Source organism: Nocardiopsis alborubida (assembly GCF_012396365.1).
GTDB classification, from domain to species: Bacteria; Actinomycetota; Actinomycetes; order Streptosporangiales; family Streptosporangiaceae; genus Nocardiopsis; species Nocardiopsis alborubida.
In genome coordinates this window covers 119,864-136,740 of record NZ_JAAXPG010000019.1, presented here as the reverse complement: position 1 = coordinate 136,740, position 16,877 = coordinate 119,864, and the positions used below count along the sequence as shown (strand labels likewise).

General features: G+C 73.4%; 14 protein-coding genes. 2 read left to right on the top strand and 12 right to left on the bottom strand.

The window, feature by feature from the left end:
- Window positions 1-120 precede the first annotated feature (120 nt).
- From ligA to mnmA, 4 genes are all read right to left on the bottom strand, one after another.
- On the bottom strand, window positions 121-2,502 hold the full coding sequence (gene ligA / locus HGB44_RS20170) for an NAD-dependent DNA ligase LigA (protein ID WP_061078237.1): 2,382 nt from the start codon (window positions 2,500-2,502) through the stop codon (window positions 121-123).
- 40 nt (window positions 2,503-2,542) lie between these two features.
- Window positions 2,543-3,586 (bottom strand): methionine synthase, encoded by a 1,044-nt coding sequence (locus HGB44_RS20165; protein ID WP_061078294.1) that lies wholly within the window; start codon window positions 3,584-3,586, stop codon window positions 2,543-2,545.
- Window positions 3,587-3,644: 58 nt separating this feature from the next.
- A complete protein-coding gene (locus HGB44_RS20160; RefSeq protein WP_061078238.1) occupies window positions 3,645-4,256 on the bottom strand; it encodes a DedA family protein in 612 nt (203 codons plus the stop codon).
- A 213-nt stretch (window positions 4,257-4,469) separates the two neighbouring features.
- Window positions 4,470-5,558, bottom strand: coding sequence for a tRNA 2-thiouridine(34) synthase MnmA (gene mnmA, locus HGB44_RS20155; RefSeq protein ID WP_231972196.1), 1,089 nt, complete (start codon window positions 5,556-5,558; stop codon window positions 4,470-4,472).
- Between the two features lie 227 nt (window positions 5,559-5,785).
- Between mnmA and HGB44_RS20150 the strand changes: the two genes are divergently transcribed.
- Together HGB44_RS20150 and HGB44_RS20145 are read left to right on the top strand one after the other, a co-directional pair.
- Complete coding sequence (locus HGB44_RS20150) at window positions 5,786-6,952, top strand: DUF695 domain-containing protein (protein WP_061078295.1); 1,167 nt, start codon at window positions 5,786-5,788, stop codon at window positions 6,950-6,952.
- Window positions 6,953-7,142: 190 nt separating this feature from the next.
- Window positions 7,143-8,081, top strand: a complete 939-nt coding sequence (locus tag HGB44_RS20145; RefSeq protein WP_231972203.1) for a hypothetical protein — start codon at window positions 7,143-7,145, stop codon at window positions 8,079-8,081.
- A gap of 63 nt (window positions 8,082-8,144) precedes the next feature.
- Here the strand turns inward: HGB44_RS20145 and HGB44_RS20140 are convergent, their stop codons facing one another.
- The 8 genes from HGB44_RS20140 to HGB44_RS20105 all read right to left on the bottom strand — a co-directional run bounded on the left by HGB44_RS20140 (window position 8,145) and on the right by HGB44_RS20105 (window position 16,754).
- Window positions 8,145-9,152, bottom strand: coding sequence for an STM4015 family protein (locus tag HGB44_RS20140; protein WP_061078240.1), 1,008 nt, complete (start codon window positions 9,150-9,152; stop codon window positions 8,145-8,147).
- A 230-nt stretch (window positions 9,153-9,382) separates the two neighbouring features.
- Entirely contained in the window at window positions 9,383-10,006 is a 624-nt protein-coding gene (locus HGB44_RS20135) for a DUF5956 family protein (RefSeq protein ID WP_061078297.1), read from the bottom strand.
- A gap of 255 nt (window positions 10,007-10,261) precedes the next feature.
- Window positions 10,262-11,260, bottom strand: coding sequence for a hypothetical protein (locus tag HGB44_RS20130; RefSeq protein WP_231972197.1), 999 nt, complete (start codon window positions 11,258-11,260; stop codon window positions 10,262-10,264).
- Between the two features lie 161 nt (window positions 11,261-11,421).
- On the bottom strand, window positions 11,422-12,798 hold the full coding sequence (locus HGB44_RS20125) for a type IV secretory system conjugative DNA transfer family protein (protein ID WP_061078242.1): 1,377 nt from the start codon (window positions 12,796-12,798) through the stop codon (window positions 11,422-11,424).
- Between the two features lie 5 nt (window positions 12,799-12,803).
- Window positions 12,804-14,435 (bottom strand): M48 family metalloprotease, encoded by a 1,632-nt coding sequence (locus HGB44_RS20120; protein WP_233458816.1) that lies wholly within the window; start codon window positions 14,433-14,435, stop codon window positions 12,804-12,806.
- A gap of 149 nt (window positions 14,436-14,584) precedes the next feature.
- A complete protein-coding gene (locus HGB44_RS20115; protein ID WP_231972199.1) occupies window positions 14,585-15,166 on the bottom strand; it encodes a DUF4913 domain-containing protein in 582 nt (193 codons plus the stop codon).
- A gap of 29 nt (window positions 15,167-15,195) precedes the next feature.
- Window positions 15,196-16,446: a zeta toxin family protein gene (locus tag HGB44_RS20110; protein WP_231972200.1), complete on the bottom strand. Its 1,251-nt coding sequence runs from the start codon at window positions 16,444-16,446 to the stop codon at window positions 15,196-15,198.
- Entirely contained in the window at window positions 16,443-16,754 is a 312-nt protein-coding gene (locus tag HGB44_RS20105) for a hypothetical protein (RefSeq protein WP_061078243.1), read from the bottom strand. The genes HGB44_RS20110 and HGB44_RS20105 overlap by 4 nt, the downstream gene beginning before the upstream one ends.
- Between the last annotated feature and the right edge of the window lie 123 nt (window positions 16,755-16,877).

Sequence of the window (16,877 nt, the reverse complement as noted above, 5' to 3'; positions counted from 1 at the left end):
AACCAAGGCGGGGCCGCGTGTGGTGAGAGATCCCCAAAAAGGTACGCGGGTCCGACACGGCCGCGGGCCCGGTACGCCCCGGGTCCCGCGGCCGTGGTCAGCGGTTGCGGTCCGCCTTCCTCAGGCGTCGCCCCTGACAGCCTCCGCCGTCTCGGCATCGGCGGCGGTTTCGGCTGCCCGCGTTTCGGCTGCTCCGGAGACGGCGTCCGCCTCGGGCCCGGCCCCGGCCTCAGACCCGGCGGCCTCTGGGGCGTCCTCGGCCCCGGGCTCCTCGGGCGCGGGGTTGACGCGCTTGACCGCGGCCGCGTCGGGGCCGGCCTCCAGCAGGACGCGGAAGCCCTCCTCGTCCAGGACCGGCACCCCCAGTTTGACGGCCTTGTCGTACTTGGAGCCGGGGCTGTCGCCGACCACCACGAAACCGGTCTTCTTGGACACCGACGCCGTGGCCCGGCCGCCGCGCTCGGCGATCGCCTCCTTGGCCCCGTCGCGGCTGAAGCCCTCCAGGGACCCGGTCACCACGACGGTGACCCCCTCCAGGTGGCGCGGCCTGGAGCCGTCGTCCTCGTCCTCCATGCGCACCCCGGCGTCGGCCCACTTGCGGACGATCTCGGCGTGCCAGTCCACCGCGAACCACTCGCGGATGGAGGCGGCGATGGTCGGGCCGACGCCGTCGACCGACGCCAGCTCCTCCTCGCTGGCCGCGCGGATGGCGTCCATCGAGCGGAAGTGGCGGGCCAGGTCCTCGGCCGCGCGCGGGCCCACGTGCCGGATGGACAGCGCCACCAGCACCCGCCACAGCGGCTTGGACTTGGCCTCCTCCAGCTGCTCGAAGAGCTTCTCGACCGTTTTCTTGGGCTCGCCCTTCTTGTTGGCGAAGAAGGACACCACCTTGGGCTCGCCGGTCTTGGGGTCGGTCTTGGGCTCGGTGGTGTCGGGGTCGAGCACGTGGGTGCGGATGGGCAGCAGCATGTCGACGGTGAGGTCGAACAGGTCGCCCTCGTCGCGCATCGGCGGCTGGGCGGGCTCCAGCGGCTGGGTGAGGGCGGTGGCGGCCACGTAGCCCAGCGCCTCGATGTCCAGGGCCTTGCGGCTGGCCACGAAGAACAGGCGCTCGCGCAGCTGGCCGGGACAGGAGCGGGCGTTGGGGCAGCGCAGGTCGACGTCGCCCTCCTTCTGCTGGCCGAGCGGGGTCCCGCACTCGGGGCAGGTCTCGGGCATGGCGAAGGCCCGCTCGGTGCCGTCGCGGCGGTCGAGCACCGGGGCCACGATCTCGGGGATGACGTCGCCCGCCTTGCGCAGCACGACGGTGTCGCCGATGAGCACGCCCTTGCGCTCGACCTCGCGCGCGTTGTGCAGGGTGGCGAACTCGACCTCGGAACCGGCCACGACCACCGGCTCCATGACGCCGTAGGGGGTGACGCGCCCGGTGCGGCCCACGCCCACCTTGATGTCGAGCAGGCGGGTGGTGACCTCCTCGGGCGGGTACTTGTAGGCGATCGCCCAGCGCGGGACGCGGCTGGTGGAGCCCAGGCGCCGCTGGAGGGCGAAGTCGTCGACCTTGATGACGATGCCGTCGATCTCGTAGGCGGGCTCGTGGCGGTGGGCCGCGTAGTACCCCACGTACTCGCGGACCTCGTCCATGGTGGTGACGACCCGGTAGCGGTCGCTGAGCGGCAGCCCCCACTCCCCCAGCAGCCGGTAGGCCTGCGACTGGCTGGTGAAGGCCACGTCCCCGCCGCCGTCCCGCACCCCGTTCCCGCCGCTTTCACTCCCCCCGGCGGGAACATAGGCGCCCACGCCGTGCACGATCATCGACAGCGGCCGGGTGGCGGTGACGCGGGGGTCCTTCTGCCGCAGCGACCCGGCGGCGGCGTTGCGGGGGTTGGCGAAGGGGGTGTGCTCGCCCGAGGCGGTGATGCGCTCGTTGAGCCTTCCGAAGTCCTCCACCGGCAGGAAGACCTCGCCGCGCACCTCCAGCAGCTCGGGCGCGGGGCGCACGCTCTCGTCCAGGCGCTCGGGGACGACCCCGATGGTGCGCACGTTGAGGGTGATGTCCTCGCCGACGCGGCCGTCGCCGCGGGTGGCGGCGCGCACGAGGCGGCCCTTCTCGTACACCAGGTCCACGGCCAGGCCGTCGATCTTGAGCTCGCACAGGTAGCCGTTGACGGGCACCTCGGCGCTGGCCCGGTCGGCCCAGGCGTTGAGCTCGTCGACGTCGAAGGCGTTGCCCAGGCTCTCCATACGCACCAGGTGCTCGACCGCGGCGAAGTCGACGCTGATGGGCGCGCCGACCTTCTGCGTGGGCGAGTCCTGGGTGGCCAGGGCGGGGTAGGAGTCCTCGATGCCGACCAGCTCGCGCATGAGGGTGTCGTACTCGGCGTCGGAGACCACCGGTGTGCCCAGGTAGTACCGGTAACTGTGGTCGTCCAGTTCCTGGCACAGCTCGGTGTGCCGGGCGCGAACCTCGTCGGGGATGTCGGTGGTGGTGTCGGGCGCGCTCACTCGGTACCTTTCTCGCTCTCGTGCTCGCCTGCTGCGGGCGCTACCTTCGGGGCTCGTCCCGCAGGACCCGGGCACCGGCGCGGGAGGCGCTCAGGGCCGCCCTCGCGTGGCCGGGTGAAGCGCCCGCCAGCCCGCACGTGGGTGTGGTGACCACCGCACGGGAGAGCAGGTCGGGGGAGAATCCCAGCCGGTTCCACAACTCGCGAACAGGATCGACAGTAGCGGCGGGGTCCGACATTCGGGCGGTCCGCGCGGGCGCGGCGTCGTCGGTGGAGGGGACCACGCCGAGCAGGAGTCCGGTGCCCGCCTCCACGGCCGTGCCGACCGTCTCGTCGTGGTCGCGGGTGAGGAGGAGGGCGTTGAGGCTCAGCGCGCGGGCGCCGCTGCGGCGCAGCAGGTCGACGGGGGCGCCGGGGGCGCAGCAGTGCGCCGCGGGGACGGCCCCGGTGTCGGCGACCGCGGCGAAGAGGACGCGCAGGACGGCCTCGGCGCGCACCCGGTCGACGGCGGGCAGACGGCCGTAGCCGCTGGCGGTGGGCAGGGCGCCCAGCAGGACCGCGGGCAGGGAGGGCTCGTCGACCTGGACGAGGAGCCGGGCGCCGGGGACCCGCCTGCGGACCTCCGCCAGGTGTGCCAGGACGCCCTCCAGGTGGGACTCGGCCAGGTCGCGGCAGGCTCCCGGGTCGGAGACCAGGCGCTGCCCGTTGCGCAGTTCGACCGACGCCGCCAGGGTCCACGGCCCGGCGACCTGCACCTTGAGGGTGCCGGTGAAGCCGTGGGCGTGCTCGGTGAGGGCGTCGAGGTCGTAGGACATGAGGCTGGCCGCGCGGCCCAGGTCCCGCCCGGGGCTGTCGGCGACCCGCCAGCCGCTGGGCTGGACCTCCATGGGGAACTCCACCAGGAGGCCGCCGGTGCGGCCGACCATGTCGGCGCCGACGCCGCGCGCGGGCAGCTCGGGCAGGTGCGGCAGGTCGGGGAGTTCGCCGAGGACGGTGCGCATCGCCTCGTCGGGGTCCTCTCCCGGCCAGGACCCGACCCCGGTGGAGGACGCGGCGGGCCAGGGGTAGGGGTGCTGTTCGCTCACATCGCCCAAGGTTAGGGCAACGCGGGGCGGGGGGCGCTACCGGCGGGACACGCCGGCGCTACCCCGCGGAGGCGCGGCGGGAGTCGGCGGCACCGTCGTTCCCGGGCGTGTCGGCGCCGTCCTGGTCGGTGCCGCTGCCCGCGCCGCCGCCGGAGGCCCCCTCCTCAGCGGGGTCCCCCGCCTCCTCGGCGGCTCCGGCGGCGGCGCGGGAGCGGCGGGAGCGCAGCACCATCACGGCCACGACCGCCGCGGCCAGCGCGGCCACGCCGAGGGCCGCCCAGGGCGAGTCCAGGAACAGGGAGAACCAGGTGCCCACCAGGCCGCCGATGACCACTCCCCACAGGCCCGCCCAGATCAGCGAGCCGACGAACATCGCGGCGAGGTAGCGCGGGAAGCGCATGCGCATGGCGCCCGCGGCGAGGTTGACGGCGGTCTGCACGCCGACGGTGCAAAAGCTCAGGGTGACCACGGGCGCGCCGTAGCGGTCGATGCGCCGCCGGGCGGCGTCCAGCCGGGGGCCGAGTCTGGCGCCCATACGGCTGCGGGTCACCCCGGCGCCCAGGCCGCGGCCGATCCAGTACGTGGCCTGGGCACGGCACAGGACCACGCCGAGCAGCGTGAAGTAGACGATCCAGAACGGCTGGCCGTCGAGGAAATCGAACTCCGGCATGGGCAGGCCCCCTCACCTCGCCCCGCAACTATGCTATGCCTTACCTAAGTTCGGCAAGGGATCGCTGACGACGAACCAGGTGGGACGTCCCACTCCGGCCGTCGCCGCGTTCCCGGACGGTCGCCCCGGACCGCCCCTCGGTGCGCTCCCGGAAGGCCGCCCTCGAGCCGCCGCGCCAGGTCGCCGACCCGGACCGCCGAGGCGGGCGGTCCGTCAGACCGCGGCCCCGGTTCTGGAGGTGGCGGAGATCGTGGCCGACCCCAGCACCGTGTCGCCCTGGTAGACCACCACGGCCTGCCCGGTGGCCACGCCGGTGGCGGGCTCGGCCAGCCGGACGACCAGCTCGGGACCCCCGTCGCCCTCGCGCTGCCACACACTCGCCGGGTAGACCTCCCCGTGGGCGCGCAGCTGCACGTGGCAGTCGGTCGGCTCGGTCAGGGGCTCGCTGCCGCTCCACACGGGGCGCACGCCCGTGATGGCGTCCACCCGCAGGGACGCCCGCGGCCCCACCGTGACGGAGTTGTCGACCGGCTCGATGGACAGCACGTACCGCGGGTGGGCGGCGCCGCCCAGGCCCAGGCCCTTGCGCTGGCCCACGGTGAAGGTGTGCGAGCCGTTGTGCGTGCCCACCACCGTGCCGTCCTCGTCCCGGATCGGTCCCGGCCGCTCGCCGATGCGCCGGTTGAGGAAGCCCGCCGTGTCACCGTCGGCGATGAAGCAGATGTCGTGGCTGTCGGGCTTGTCCGCCACCGACAGGCCGCGCCGCTCGGCCTCCGCGCGCACCTCGTCCTTGGTGCAGTCCCCCAGCGGGAACACCGCGTGCTCCAGCTGCTCGGCGTTGAGCACGCCCAGCACGTAGGACTGGTCCTTGGCCGCGTCCACGCTGCGCACCAGGCGCCCGTCGACCTTGCGGACGTGGTGTCCGGTGGCCACGGCGTCGAAGCCCAGGGCGACGGCCCGGTCCAGCACCGCCTCGAACTTGATCTTCTCGTTGCAGCGCAGGCAGGGGTTGGGGGTGTTGCCCGCCTCGTACTCGGCCACGAAGTCCTGCACGACCTCGCGGTCGAACTCCTCCGACATGTCCCACACGTAGAAGGGGATGCCGATGACGTCGGCGGCCCGCCGCGCGTCGTGGGAGTCCTCCACGGTGCAGCAGCCGCGCGCGCCCGTGCGGTAGGACTGCGGGTTCTTGGAGAGCGCCAGGTGGACACCGGTGACGTCGTGGCCGGCCTCGGCCACACGGGCCGCGGCGACCGCGGAGTCGACCCCGCCCGACATGGCGGCGAGTACACGCAAAGTCATAGTGCGTCCAGGGTATGCGCTAGTGGGGGGACAGAGACCCCGGCCGGGGACGGGAACACGCGCCGGGGGGACGGGAACGCGCGTCAGGGGCACGGGGGGATCCGGCCTGGGTACGGCGGCACCCGGGACGGGAACCCGGCCGCCGCCCCGGGACGAGGAGCCGTCCGGTGGGCGGCGCCCCGGCCGCGACGGCGAGTGTGGTCGTCCGCTTCTGCGAAAATCGGGACATGGCTCTGTTCCGTCGTCGCCGCTCCGCCGACTCCACCTCCTCAGTCACCGCCTTCTGGGACGCCTGGCCCGCCGAACGCGAGGCCCTGGCCAGCGCGGTCGAGTCGGACCAGCCCGTGCCCTCCGAGGTGTCCGAGCGCGTCACCGCGCTGGTCCGCTCGATCCACCCGGACATGGAGTGGGAGGTGGGCCGCGCCCCGAAGCCGAGCAGCGGCCTGGAGGACCTCGACCTGTCGGCCGACGTGGACCCGGGCAAGCTCCTGGAGCAGCTGGCCGCCCTGGACGACCCCTCCCGGCTGACCGACGGCCCCGCCTACGCCCTGACGCTGCGCCCCGGCGGGTCGGAGGAGGCGCGCATCCTGTCCGAGCGCTGGGCGCGCTCGGCCCCCGAGGACTCCCGATGGCTGTTCCAGCCGGTGCGGCCCGCCGACCACGACCAGCTGTCCGCCACCGTCAACCTGGACGACCACGAGCTCGACCTGTCGCACGTGTCGGTGTCCATGCGGGTCGACCACGCGACCGGCAAGGTCGAGGTGGGCGTGTACCACCCCGACAACATGTTCCTGCCCGAGAGCACGCGCGCGGCCGTGGCCGAGCACGTCACCCTGCTGGCGCTGGGCGAGGACGACCGTGTGCGGTGGATCGGCGAGACGGCGCCGCTGGACGAGCCGCCGCTGGACCCGCTGCCGCCCACGTCGATGCCCGCCGTGGTGCGGCAGATGGCGGACATGCTCGGCGGTTCGGGCGGCTGGGCGACACTGCACGGGCGCATCCCCCTCCAGGGCGCGGTGGAGATCCTGCTCCGCCACCCGCTGACCCGCCGCGACTTCCCGGCGTTCACGCTGTTCGTGCAGGTGGTCGTGCCGTACACGCACACGGACGAGGACAGGCTGCCCACCGGCGCCTCCGCTTCGGCGCTGGACGACCTGGAGGCCCGGATCTCGGGTGTGCTGGGGGACAACGGCGCGCTGTTCATGCGCCAGACCGTGGGCGGCAGGCGCGACTACCGCTACTACCTGGACCCGGACTCGGGTGTGCTGCCCGAGTTCGAGGCCGTGCTGACGGACTGGTCCGAGGGGGAGGTCAAGCTGCGCAGCCAGCTCGACCCCTCCTGGGCGCAGTTCAACACCGCGCGCAGGCCCTTCCGCCGCCAGCTGGGCGAGTAGGGCGCAGCGGGGCAGGCGGCCGGGGCGGCGGTTCACCGCCGCGAGGGGAACGGACCACCGGTGCTTGGTCCGCCGCCGGCTCCGGGCCCCTCGGGGTCAAGCCGAAATCCCGCCTTGCACATCTGGCTCCCAAGTCACAACAGGCGTAACGTGTCATTCCCGCCGGGAGGATGATGCGGCCTTGGACGGTGTGCTGCCACGAGCACCCTCGGGCCGGCCTCGGGTCGCCGCGGTCGGCGCGATCCTCTCCCTGTGCCTGGTGGGGGCTCCGCTGATGTCCCTGTTCCCCGTGGGGGTCTGGGACACCGCCCGCGCCCTGACGATGAGCGGCGCGGGCCAGGGGGTGCTGCTGCTCGCGCCGGTGGTCGCCGGGGTCATCCTGCTCATGTTCTGGCTGGGGTCCCAGTGGCTGGAGAGGTCCGGTGTGAACCACCCCTCCGCGTCGGCCGCGCTGGTGACGGCCACCGCCATGGCCACGCCCGTGGTCGTCACGTTCCTGGCCCCGGAGGTCATGCCGCTGCCCTGGGGGACGACCGCCAACACCGCCTTCCTGTCCGGGGCCGTCGCGACGCTGGGCATGGGCGCGTCGATGCTGGTGGACCGGCCGTCCGACCGCTGGCGGCCGGGGGTGCTGCCCGCCGTGGCGGTGGTCGCCGCTCTGCTCGCGGCGCTGCCCGCCGTGGGCGACGCGGTGCTCGCGCGGGCGGCCGACGAGCGTTCGCGCGCGCAGATCATGTCCTTCGAGCAGACCATCGCGGTGCTGGACCACCCGGGCTGGTCGCTGACCCAGGTGCACGAGGTGGAGGGCGGCCTGCGCCTGACCTACCGCGACGAGGACGGAGCACCGTTGCACGTGCTGACCTGGGACGACGCGCGTTCGTCCCATGCCGTGCTGCGCGCGGGCTGCGGTTTCCCCGGCACGTGGTGCCGCGACCTGGGGGAGGGTGCGGTGGTCGTGCACCACTCCGACGGCCACCCGAGCGAGCTGCGCACGCACCTCGACGACGGCACGGTGGCGAGCCTGCTCCCGGAGCCGGGCACGCCCGCCGACCTGGTCGGGGTGTCCCGGGCGCTGCGCCCCGAGGAGCCCGGTGAGCGCGGCGCCCTCGTGGAGGCCGTCACCGCGTGAGGTGCCGCGCGGGCCCGCCCCCCGCCGTGCGCGGTCCGGCTGCTCGGCTCCCCGGCGTCCCGGCTACTCCGCCGCCGCGGTGTAGTACTCCGGTTCGCCGTCCCCGTAGTCCTCGGGCTCCATCGGGTCGGAGAAGTCGACCTCGACCCCGCTCCCTGCGAACGCGGCCCGCACCCGCTCCACCGCCTCCCCGCTCATGAAGTGGTGGTGCAGGTCCAGCCTGCGCAGACCGGCGAAGGCGTCGTTGCGTTCGACGAGTGCCCGGGCTCCCTCGTCGGTGAGGATGCCCAGGGACAGGTCCAGCACCTCCAGACTCCTGACCGCGGGTGCGTCGGCCAGCACCGGGATCCACGCGTCCACGTCCTCGGCGTTGCGCACGCCCAGGTAGCGCAGCCCGGGGAACGCCCCGCCCGAGAGCACCGCCTCCAGGTCCTGGGGGCAGACGTCACGGCCGTAGTCCTCCATCCCCAGCCACAGCTCCAGGTGCTCCAGCGCGGGCAGGCCCGAGGAGGCTACCTCGCGCACGACACGGCCCGGCAGACCGCCGCTCTCCAGGGTGAGGGAGCGCAGGCCGGTGTGGGAGGGCACCTGAAGGCTGAGGCCGCCCCCGCCCAGGACGCTGGCGGCGCCCCGCGTGGCCAGCAGCTCCAGGCGGGGGAAGGCGGCCAGCAGCGGGGCCATGTCACCCTGGCTGATCCAGGAGAGTTCGCACTCGTCGGAGGTGATGTCGCCGACGAAGACCGAGCGCAGGTTCGGCAGCGCGTCGGCGTGCTCGGCCAGCAGCTCCACGGCCTCCTCCGGGCCGCACTGGTCGGGGTTGCCCCAGTCACCGAGGACCAGTGCCGTCACGTGTTCGGTGGCCACCTCGGACATGAAGAGGGCGAAGTACTCGTCGTAGTCGTCCTCGGGATGCCTCCCGTCGCTTCCGCTGGTCCGCAGCCGCCAGGCCGTGGAGGCGGGGTCGTGCGGGTTCCCGCCCTGCCAGCGGGTCCGTTCCAGCCGTTCCTCCGGCGCGCCCTCGGCGGGGAACTCGACCACGGGCAGACCCGCGAACTCGATGAGGTTGGCCATGGGGGCTCTCTTTCCGGGGGGATGGGGATGGGGATCGGTTTCCCCATGCCTAGCAGTCCCGGAAGACAGACAGGCACGCTCGGAGCCGCCACCTGGGACGGACTCCGCTCACCTGTCCGCTCCCCGCCGCTCACGCTGTCGTCCCGTGCGGGTGCCGCTCGACCGCTCGCACCCCGCCGTCCCGTGCTTCGCTCCGCCGCGCGCCGCGCACGACCGCCCCCGCGGATCCGTCAGGGCCCGTCGAGCGGGTCCGGGAGCGCGGACCGGCAGGGGTCCCCGTACAGGCGCCGGGACAGGTTCCTCATGGCGCCGCGCATCCCCGGCGGGTCCTGCTCGTCCGAGCCCACCGACGCCAGGTGGGACGAGAACGCGCCGAAGAGGCGGTCGCCGTCGCGGATCCCCTCGGGCAGTTCGGCGAACCACCGGTACCCGCACGGCTGGTGCGGCACCCCGGCCTCCGCCAGGAAGTCGTCGATGCCGCTGTCGACACCCGCCCGGTCGGTGCGCGTCCTCTCCTCCCACCGCCGGACGCGCCTGCCACCGCTCTCGCAGGTCACGTGTACCGGGGAGGGAGTCCGCGGCTCCGGGCAGCGGACCGCGTGCTCGGGGCCGACCGCCCAGGCGACAAGGGCGTGCCAGCCGGTTTCGGGGACCTCGACGAACCTCCTCCCCCGGAGTTCGGGGTGTTCGCCGGTGTCCGCCTCGTGCGGCGGCCGGGGAAGGACGGGGTACTCCGACCACGAGCGTCCGCTCAGGTCCTTCCGGCGCCCTCCCACGTGGAAGCGGACCAGCTCCGCCCCGGTCTCCTCCCACGCCCCGGAGGCACGGCGACCGTCTTCCCGACCGTCGCTCATGGACAGCACCCTCTCCCGGCGTCTCGGGGGTCGTCTCGCCCGTTTGTACCGCGCGGCGGGGGCACGGAACCAGGGACGAAGGACCGGCCGCGCGGCCGGAAGCGGCCATGTCGGCCGGACCGGACGGACCTCCGCGCGGCCTCCGTGGCCGGGCCCGTCCCGGAGCCGCCGTCCGCGGGAGGGGCAAGAGCCTGTGCGCGCGGAGCCCCCGCGCGCAGGGAGGCGCCCCCGGCGCCGGGACGGAACCCGGGTGGGTCACGGCCGCCACACTGGGCGCCCGGCGTCGTCGGTCTCCACGTTTCCACTGACCACGATGTCGACGGACACCGTGCGCTCCTCCTCCTCGAGGATCGCGTAGGTCACCGACGCCCTCCCGGGGCGGACCGTGGTCACGGCGGCCGTCGGCCGGTGGAACCCCTGTGCTGGGTCCTCAACCTCCAGGTCCACCTCCGGCATGCTCTCGACCTCCCAGCGCGCCTCGCCCCGCAGCGGAAAGTAGTGCCCCGGGTCGTGGTGCAGGACGCACCCCGACGGCCGCAGCTCGGTGGCATCCTCCGCGCAGGTCCGGACGTGCGCGCGGATCTGTTCGTCGACCTCCTCGGCCACACCGGTGCGCACCCCGCCGACCGGGAGAGCGAGTTCGGTGGCGGCGCCCGACCGCACCACGAAGGTCTCCTCCACCGGCTCGAACAGCGGGTGCTCGTAGGTGGCCGTGTAGGTGCCGACGAGGGCGTCGGCACGGTTGCGCGCCCCCGGGACGCGATCCGACCCGGTGGGTTCGAACCTCACCCCGGCGATGACCAGAGGCCCGGCCGGTGTGTACGGCAGGGTGATCCCACCCAGGACGGCGGGCAGTGCCGTCTCCTCACGCAGTTCCCAGTCCCGGATCCACCCCGTGTCCGAGCGGTCCGTCAGGACACGCACCGTCCAGTCGTCCTCGAAGGTCACCGGCGTGGAATGCGACTGCGGTCCGCGTGCACGTCCGGTGTCTCCGGTCGCGGGATCGGGTGTCCCGCGGCTTTCGCCCAAGCGGACGTCCGGAGGCTCGTAGCCCTCGGTCAGGGCGTCGGGCCCCAGCAGTCCGTGGGCCCGCGCCGACCGGAGCCCGGCGAAGGAGTCCGCGTCACCGACGTCGAACCCCACCATGGCGAACAGCCTCTCGGTGTCGTGCTCCTCCAGGGCCGTGACGAGTTCCTCCACCGGAGCACTCGGATCGGCGGTCAGCGAGGCGGGCACCCGTACCAGAGCAGCCACCAGCAGAACCGCGCACACCGCGGCCGCGGTCCACCGGGCGCGGCGCCCGGCCCACCATCCGCGGCGCCTCTCCGGCAGACGCGCACCGCACCCCACACAGAACACGGACTCGCGGCGGGCGGCGGCGGTCCCGCAGTCCGGACACGGACGGCGGTACCCGGTCATGGCTTCGGGGTGTAGCCGCTGACCCGCCGGTACTCCTCGATGAGGCCGGCCGGCCGGGTCTCCACGTGCAGCGGCGGCTCGGACCGCCACCACAGCCACGCGTTGTGCGGCGGCATCCGCTGGATGGCCTCCAACGGCAGCGCGGGACGGTAGGCCGGGCTCAGGGAGTACTGGCGGGCCGGGTCGGGCTGGATGACCGCGGGAAGAGCGGGCCCGGGCCCCGGGAACGCGCCTCCTCCGTGGGTCGTCACGTCTGTCTGCCGCGTCTCCCCTCCCCAGGACGACACGTTGCGCAGGTCGGCCTCGTTGGACATGCCTCCGTAGACGACCTTGGCGGTCGTGGCGGTCAGGACGGCCTGCTGCTCGTCCGCGCCGTACCTGGCCCGCAGCTGGGCGAGTGACTGGGCCGCCCACAGCGTGACCACGCCCCGGCCTCCGCCCTCGGACACCAGAGCGGGCAGACTCGGCAGCGGCGCGATGTTGGCGACCTCGTCCAGGGCCAGCAGGAGCGGCGGGTCCAGGCGCCCTCCCCGAGCCGCGGCCCGCTCGGCCGCACGCTGGGCGATCGCGTCCACCAGTCCCACGACCATGGGCGCCACCACGGCCTGGTAGTGGCTCGGTCCGACGATGAACAGGGTGGAGTTGGTGTCCAGGAACGCGTCGATGTCCAGGTCGACGGCCGAGCAGGAGTCCAGGACCTTGGGCTCGGCGGTGGCGTCCAGGCAGTTGCGGGCCACCGAGTAGAACGATCCGCGTTCGCGCTCACCCAGCAGCTGCACGGACTCCAGGTCGTCCGCCCATCCGGGAGCCGCCCCCGGATGGTCGCGCAGGACCTGTGCGGGGCGCCGGGTCTCCTGGGCGGCCAGCCACCGGCGGACCTCGGCCATCGGCGCCCCTGACAGTGCCGCCGCGTGGAACAGGCCGCGCAGGACAAGCGCGGCTCCGCCTCGCCAGTGCTCCCCGTCGGAGAGCCCTCCGGCGGCGGCCGTCATCGCCTGCACCCGCCGGTAGCACACCGACGGGTCCCCACACCCGGCCAGCGGGGACCACCGCATCGTGCCGAACCCCTCGCTGTCGAAGGGGTCGTAGACGTACACCCGTCCGCCCGGGGCCGCGATCCGGCGGCGCCGGTCCCCGCAGAACCGCAGGACGTCGCCCCGTGTGGTGGTGCTGACGACGGGCCCGGCCCAGTACAGGAGAGTGGGGATGATGATCCCGGAGGTCTTGCCGTAGCGGGGAGGGCCGACCACGCCGACGGAATCCGCGGGGGAGGACCACACCCGCTTGTACCCGTCGGCCGGATCAAGGCCCAGGTACACGCGGTCGCGAAGGTCCAACCGGACCGGTGGGACGGGTGCGAAGGTCTCGGTCATGGAGTTCAGTCCTTGAGCAGCTGGGAGCGGAGACCGCTGGTGAGCGGCGCCCCGGTGCGGTGGAGCGGATGGTGCGCCCCCGGTGTCTCCAGGCGTTCCAGACGCAGTTCGGTAGGCGGGTGGGTGGCCAGGACGGCCGCGTCCCAGCCGCTACGGGCCCCGTCGAAGCCCTCGCCGAGCCTGGCCAGAGCGGTGTACAGCCCCGGGCCGTACCCGGCGGCCCGCGCCTCGGCGTCGGCGCGCAGTTCGGCGCGCCTCCAGTGCCGGGCGTTGACCGGCATGACCAGGAGGCGAACGGTGACGGTCACGCTCCACAGCAGGACGCGCACCAGGGCGAGGAGGAAGGTCCAGTACACGGCGGAGACCTGGGCCCGGTGAGCGAGCTCGTGGACGAGGAAGACCGGCCAGGCGATGCCCCGGTTCCATGCGAGGCTGACGGCGTCTCCGTGCTTGTGGTGGGCGACCTCGTGGGCGATCACCCCGGCGACGGCGTCGGCGTCGTGCCCCAGGACGTCGAGCAGGCCGCGGTTGACGACGATGTGCCGGATCCCCGCGTAGGCGTTGGGCTCACGGCTGTCGTCGACGAGGAGCTTGGGGGGACGGTCCAGGCCCATGCGGGCCGCCGCACGGGCGACCACCGGTTCCAGCAGTTCGGCCTCGCGGCGGCTGGGGCGGCGGGCACCGGAGACGCGCAGCCTCGCGGGTTCGGCGGCGCCGCAGTAGGCGACGTAGGCGGAGGCGACGGCCAGGGCGGTGACGACCTGGCCGACGGCGAGGGCGAACGGCCAGGCGGGATCGGCCTCCCACAGCAGGAGCCACGGCGAGACCAAGACGTGGAAGGCCATCGTGGCGCCGCCGCTGACCGCTCCGAGCAGCGCGCCGACGGTTCCGCCGATCTGGACGGCCGCGGTGGGCAGCAGGTCGTCCATGCTCACGGGCAGCGGCAGGATCCACGCGAAGACCGTGTTGAGCTGGCGCAGCACCCCGGCGCCGGCGAACGTACCGGAGACGAGTCCGCCGACCGCGCCGAAGACCGTGCCGACAGCGGTCAGGAACACGGCGAGGGGCAGGTTGAACCAGGCCGCGAGCAGTGCGACCGCGTTGCCCGCCGCGTTGTCGCGCAGCCGTGCCGGTCCGCGCCCGGCAGGACGGGGCGCGTCGCGCAGTGTCGCGGACCGTCCGTCCCCGGTTCGTTCGGCCCGGGCCCGCTCAGTCCGGGGCCGCCCGGTCAGGCCCTCCTCGGGTGCCGAGACCGTACGCGGACGAGGCCCCGCGGGGCCGGGTGTGGAGCGCCGAAGGCGTGGCGGCTCCGGGGCGGGGCCGGAATCCGGGTCGACGCGGTGGGACGAACCCGAGCGGGAAACCGGATCAGGGCCGGACTCAGCGACGTGGGAGAGCCCCGTGTAGCCGCCGGTGTCGCCCCCGGGCTCCCGTGTCGCCCCCTCCCCCGGCGACTCCGGTGAGGAGCGTGTCAGCGACCAGGGCGGGGCCGGGGCGTCGTCGACGGTGCGGGACGCAGCGCGACGCGACGCCGACCTGCTCCGTGTGCGCGGCGCGGACGGAGGCGGTGCCGCGCCGCAGGCGGTACAGGAGTTGGCGACGGCGGGCAGACGGGTGCCGCACTGGTCGCAGTACATGAGGGTTCTCCAGTGCGCGGGGGTCGGATACGGGGCTGGGGTGTGGCGGCTGAAGCGGGCGGGGCCGTGCGGGGGCCGGAGTGCAGGGGGTCGGGCGGATGTGGAACGGGTGTGGGTGGGCCCGTGCGGCGCGGACTGGCAATGCCGCCTCAGGGCGCCGGGGGTTCGTCTCCGGGGGCGCGTCCACCGCCCCACCAGGCCGTGTAGGCGCGAACGTCCCCGGGGGCGGCGAGCGGCGGAGGCACCCGGTCGGGGTCGTGCCGGACGCTGGTGCAGTGTCCTAGTTCGGCGGACATGTCCTGGTCCAGGCGGGGGAGGTGGCGCTGCCACCACTCCAGGGCGAGGTAGGGGTCCTCCGCCCTGTCGCGGTAGGCGTGTTCCCAGGCGCGGTGGAGGTCCAACAGCATCTGGACCACGGCGGGGTGACGGTACCAGCAGGGCCGCAGGCGGGTCATGGTGCGGGGGTGGTGGACGAGGACCCGGGTGATCCACTCCTGGAGGCTTCCCAGGGCGGACGCGGCCTGACGTCCGTCCATGTCGACCCACGCGGCGGCGGGCTGCCCCGGCCGGTCCGTGCCCGCCGGGGCCGGGGGTGCGCTGATGGAGACGAGGGAGAGGACCTCGTCGGCGAGCTGGTGCACCTGGTTCTCGATCCGGTCGAGCCGGGTGGAGGGGTCGGGCGGTCCGGACCGCTCGGGCGGTTCGGGGCCCTGGGGGTGTGGGTCGTTCATGAGGATGCTTCTCCTGCTGGGGGCCGTGGTCACCGCTCGGGTTCCAGGACCTCTCGGCCGAGATCGTCGCTGGTCTCCCTCCGGCGGCGGACATCCCGCTCCGTGACGGCGTCCGGATCCGGGGCTTGCTCACGGGCGCGTCGTTCCCGGCGGATCCGTTCGAGTTTGGCGTCGAGGTCGTCGGCACCGGCACGGGGGGTGTCGTCGGCGTGCTCCGGGGCGGACTCTGGAGCAGGTGGGGCCGGGGATGGGGACTGTACCGGAGAGTTCTGGCGTGTGGGAGTCTCGCGCCCGGGGTCGTCGGCTCGTTCGGCATCGCGTCTGGCGGCTTCCCGGAGCGCCTCGGGGAGGGTGGTCTCCGACACCGGAGGGCCTTCCCTGCCCGCGCTCTCCAGCCGGTGCCCCCTGTGGCGGCGCTCGGCCTCGGCCGCTGTGTCGGCGACGAGGGGGTGCACGGGTTCGGCCTTCTGACCGGGCCCTAACCGCTCCGGATCGCGTAAGTAGGCCGTGCTCTCCCCGAATCCGCGAATCTCCTCGCCCGTCGGCTCCCGGGCGCGCTCCTGGACGATGGTGTCGCGGGCGCCCAACTGGTGGCGCATGTTTCCGTCGGGACCACGGTGGTTCTCGTAGAGGAGGTCGCCGTCGCGGTTGGTGACGTACATGGAGTCGACGAGGCCTCGGGACTCCAGGTGGTGGGCGACGTCGGGGATCTCGGAGTAGAACCGGTCGTGGACCTGGGCCGGAAGCCAACGGCCGCCCCCGTGTTGGTCGCGGGCCGTCTGGTACCGGTCGGCGATACCGAGGAGGCTGTTGGACTCGTGGGTGGCGACGAAGGCCACGCTGACGTGGTAACCCTCGTCGGAGAAGCCCTTCACCCAGCCTTCGGCCCAGTCCGCCCTGCCGAGGGGATGGCTGGCGACGACGTCGTACTTGGTGTCACCGGCGCGTAGATGGTCCATGCACCGCCGGTACAGGTCGTCGGGAAGGTGTTGCCCGGCTATGTTGTGCCCGTCGAAGGGATACTGAGCGACGATCTCCTTGTAGTTGGGATGTGACTCCGCGAATTCGTCGCCGTCATAGAGAGCGACCCCCGTTCCGAGCTCATCGCGGACAAGCTTCTGCGCCGAACTCTTGCCCGCACCGGGCTGACCACCGATGATGACCGCTCGCGGGCGCTGGCCTGGGCTCCGCTCCGGAAGTTCGTGTGGTGTAAGGGCTTGGATCCTGTCACGGACAACATCCGCACGTTCCCCGGCAGAGATCTCCCAGCGACCCGTCAAAGCCCGTGCTCCTCTTCAAGCCGGGCAACCAACTGCGGGTACTCCTCCAGGATGCGGTCCTGCTCCTCTCTCGTGAGAGAGCCGACCCTCTTTTCGACCTCCACGTAGTGCCTGCGCTTCTGGTCGAACTCCTCGTACTCTGTGGATCCTCTTTCGGCCCTGTGCCGAAGGAGCTGATAGGTCAGCCACACACTCTTGGCCGCACCTTCCAAACGCTCACGGCGCTTGATCTCCGCATAGCGGGAGCGGTGAGCCGTGGTGCTCTCCCCCGCCTTGGGAGTCCTGCCCTCGTGCTGCTCGTCGTTCACGGGTAACACCCTCCCCCTGGGGTCGCAGAAGCCGTCTCGCTCGTTCCTATCGCGAGACGAGGACACCGAACCAGGGCAAGGTGGGCATACGGTGTGGCCGGGAGCGGCCACGCGCCCACCACC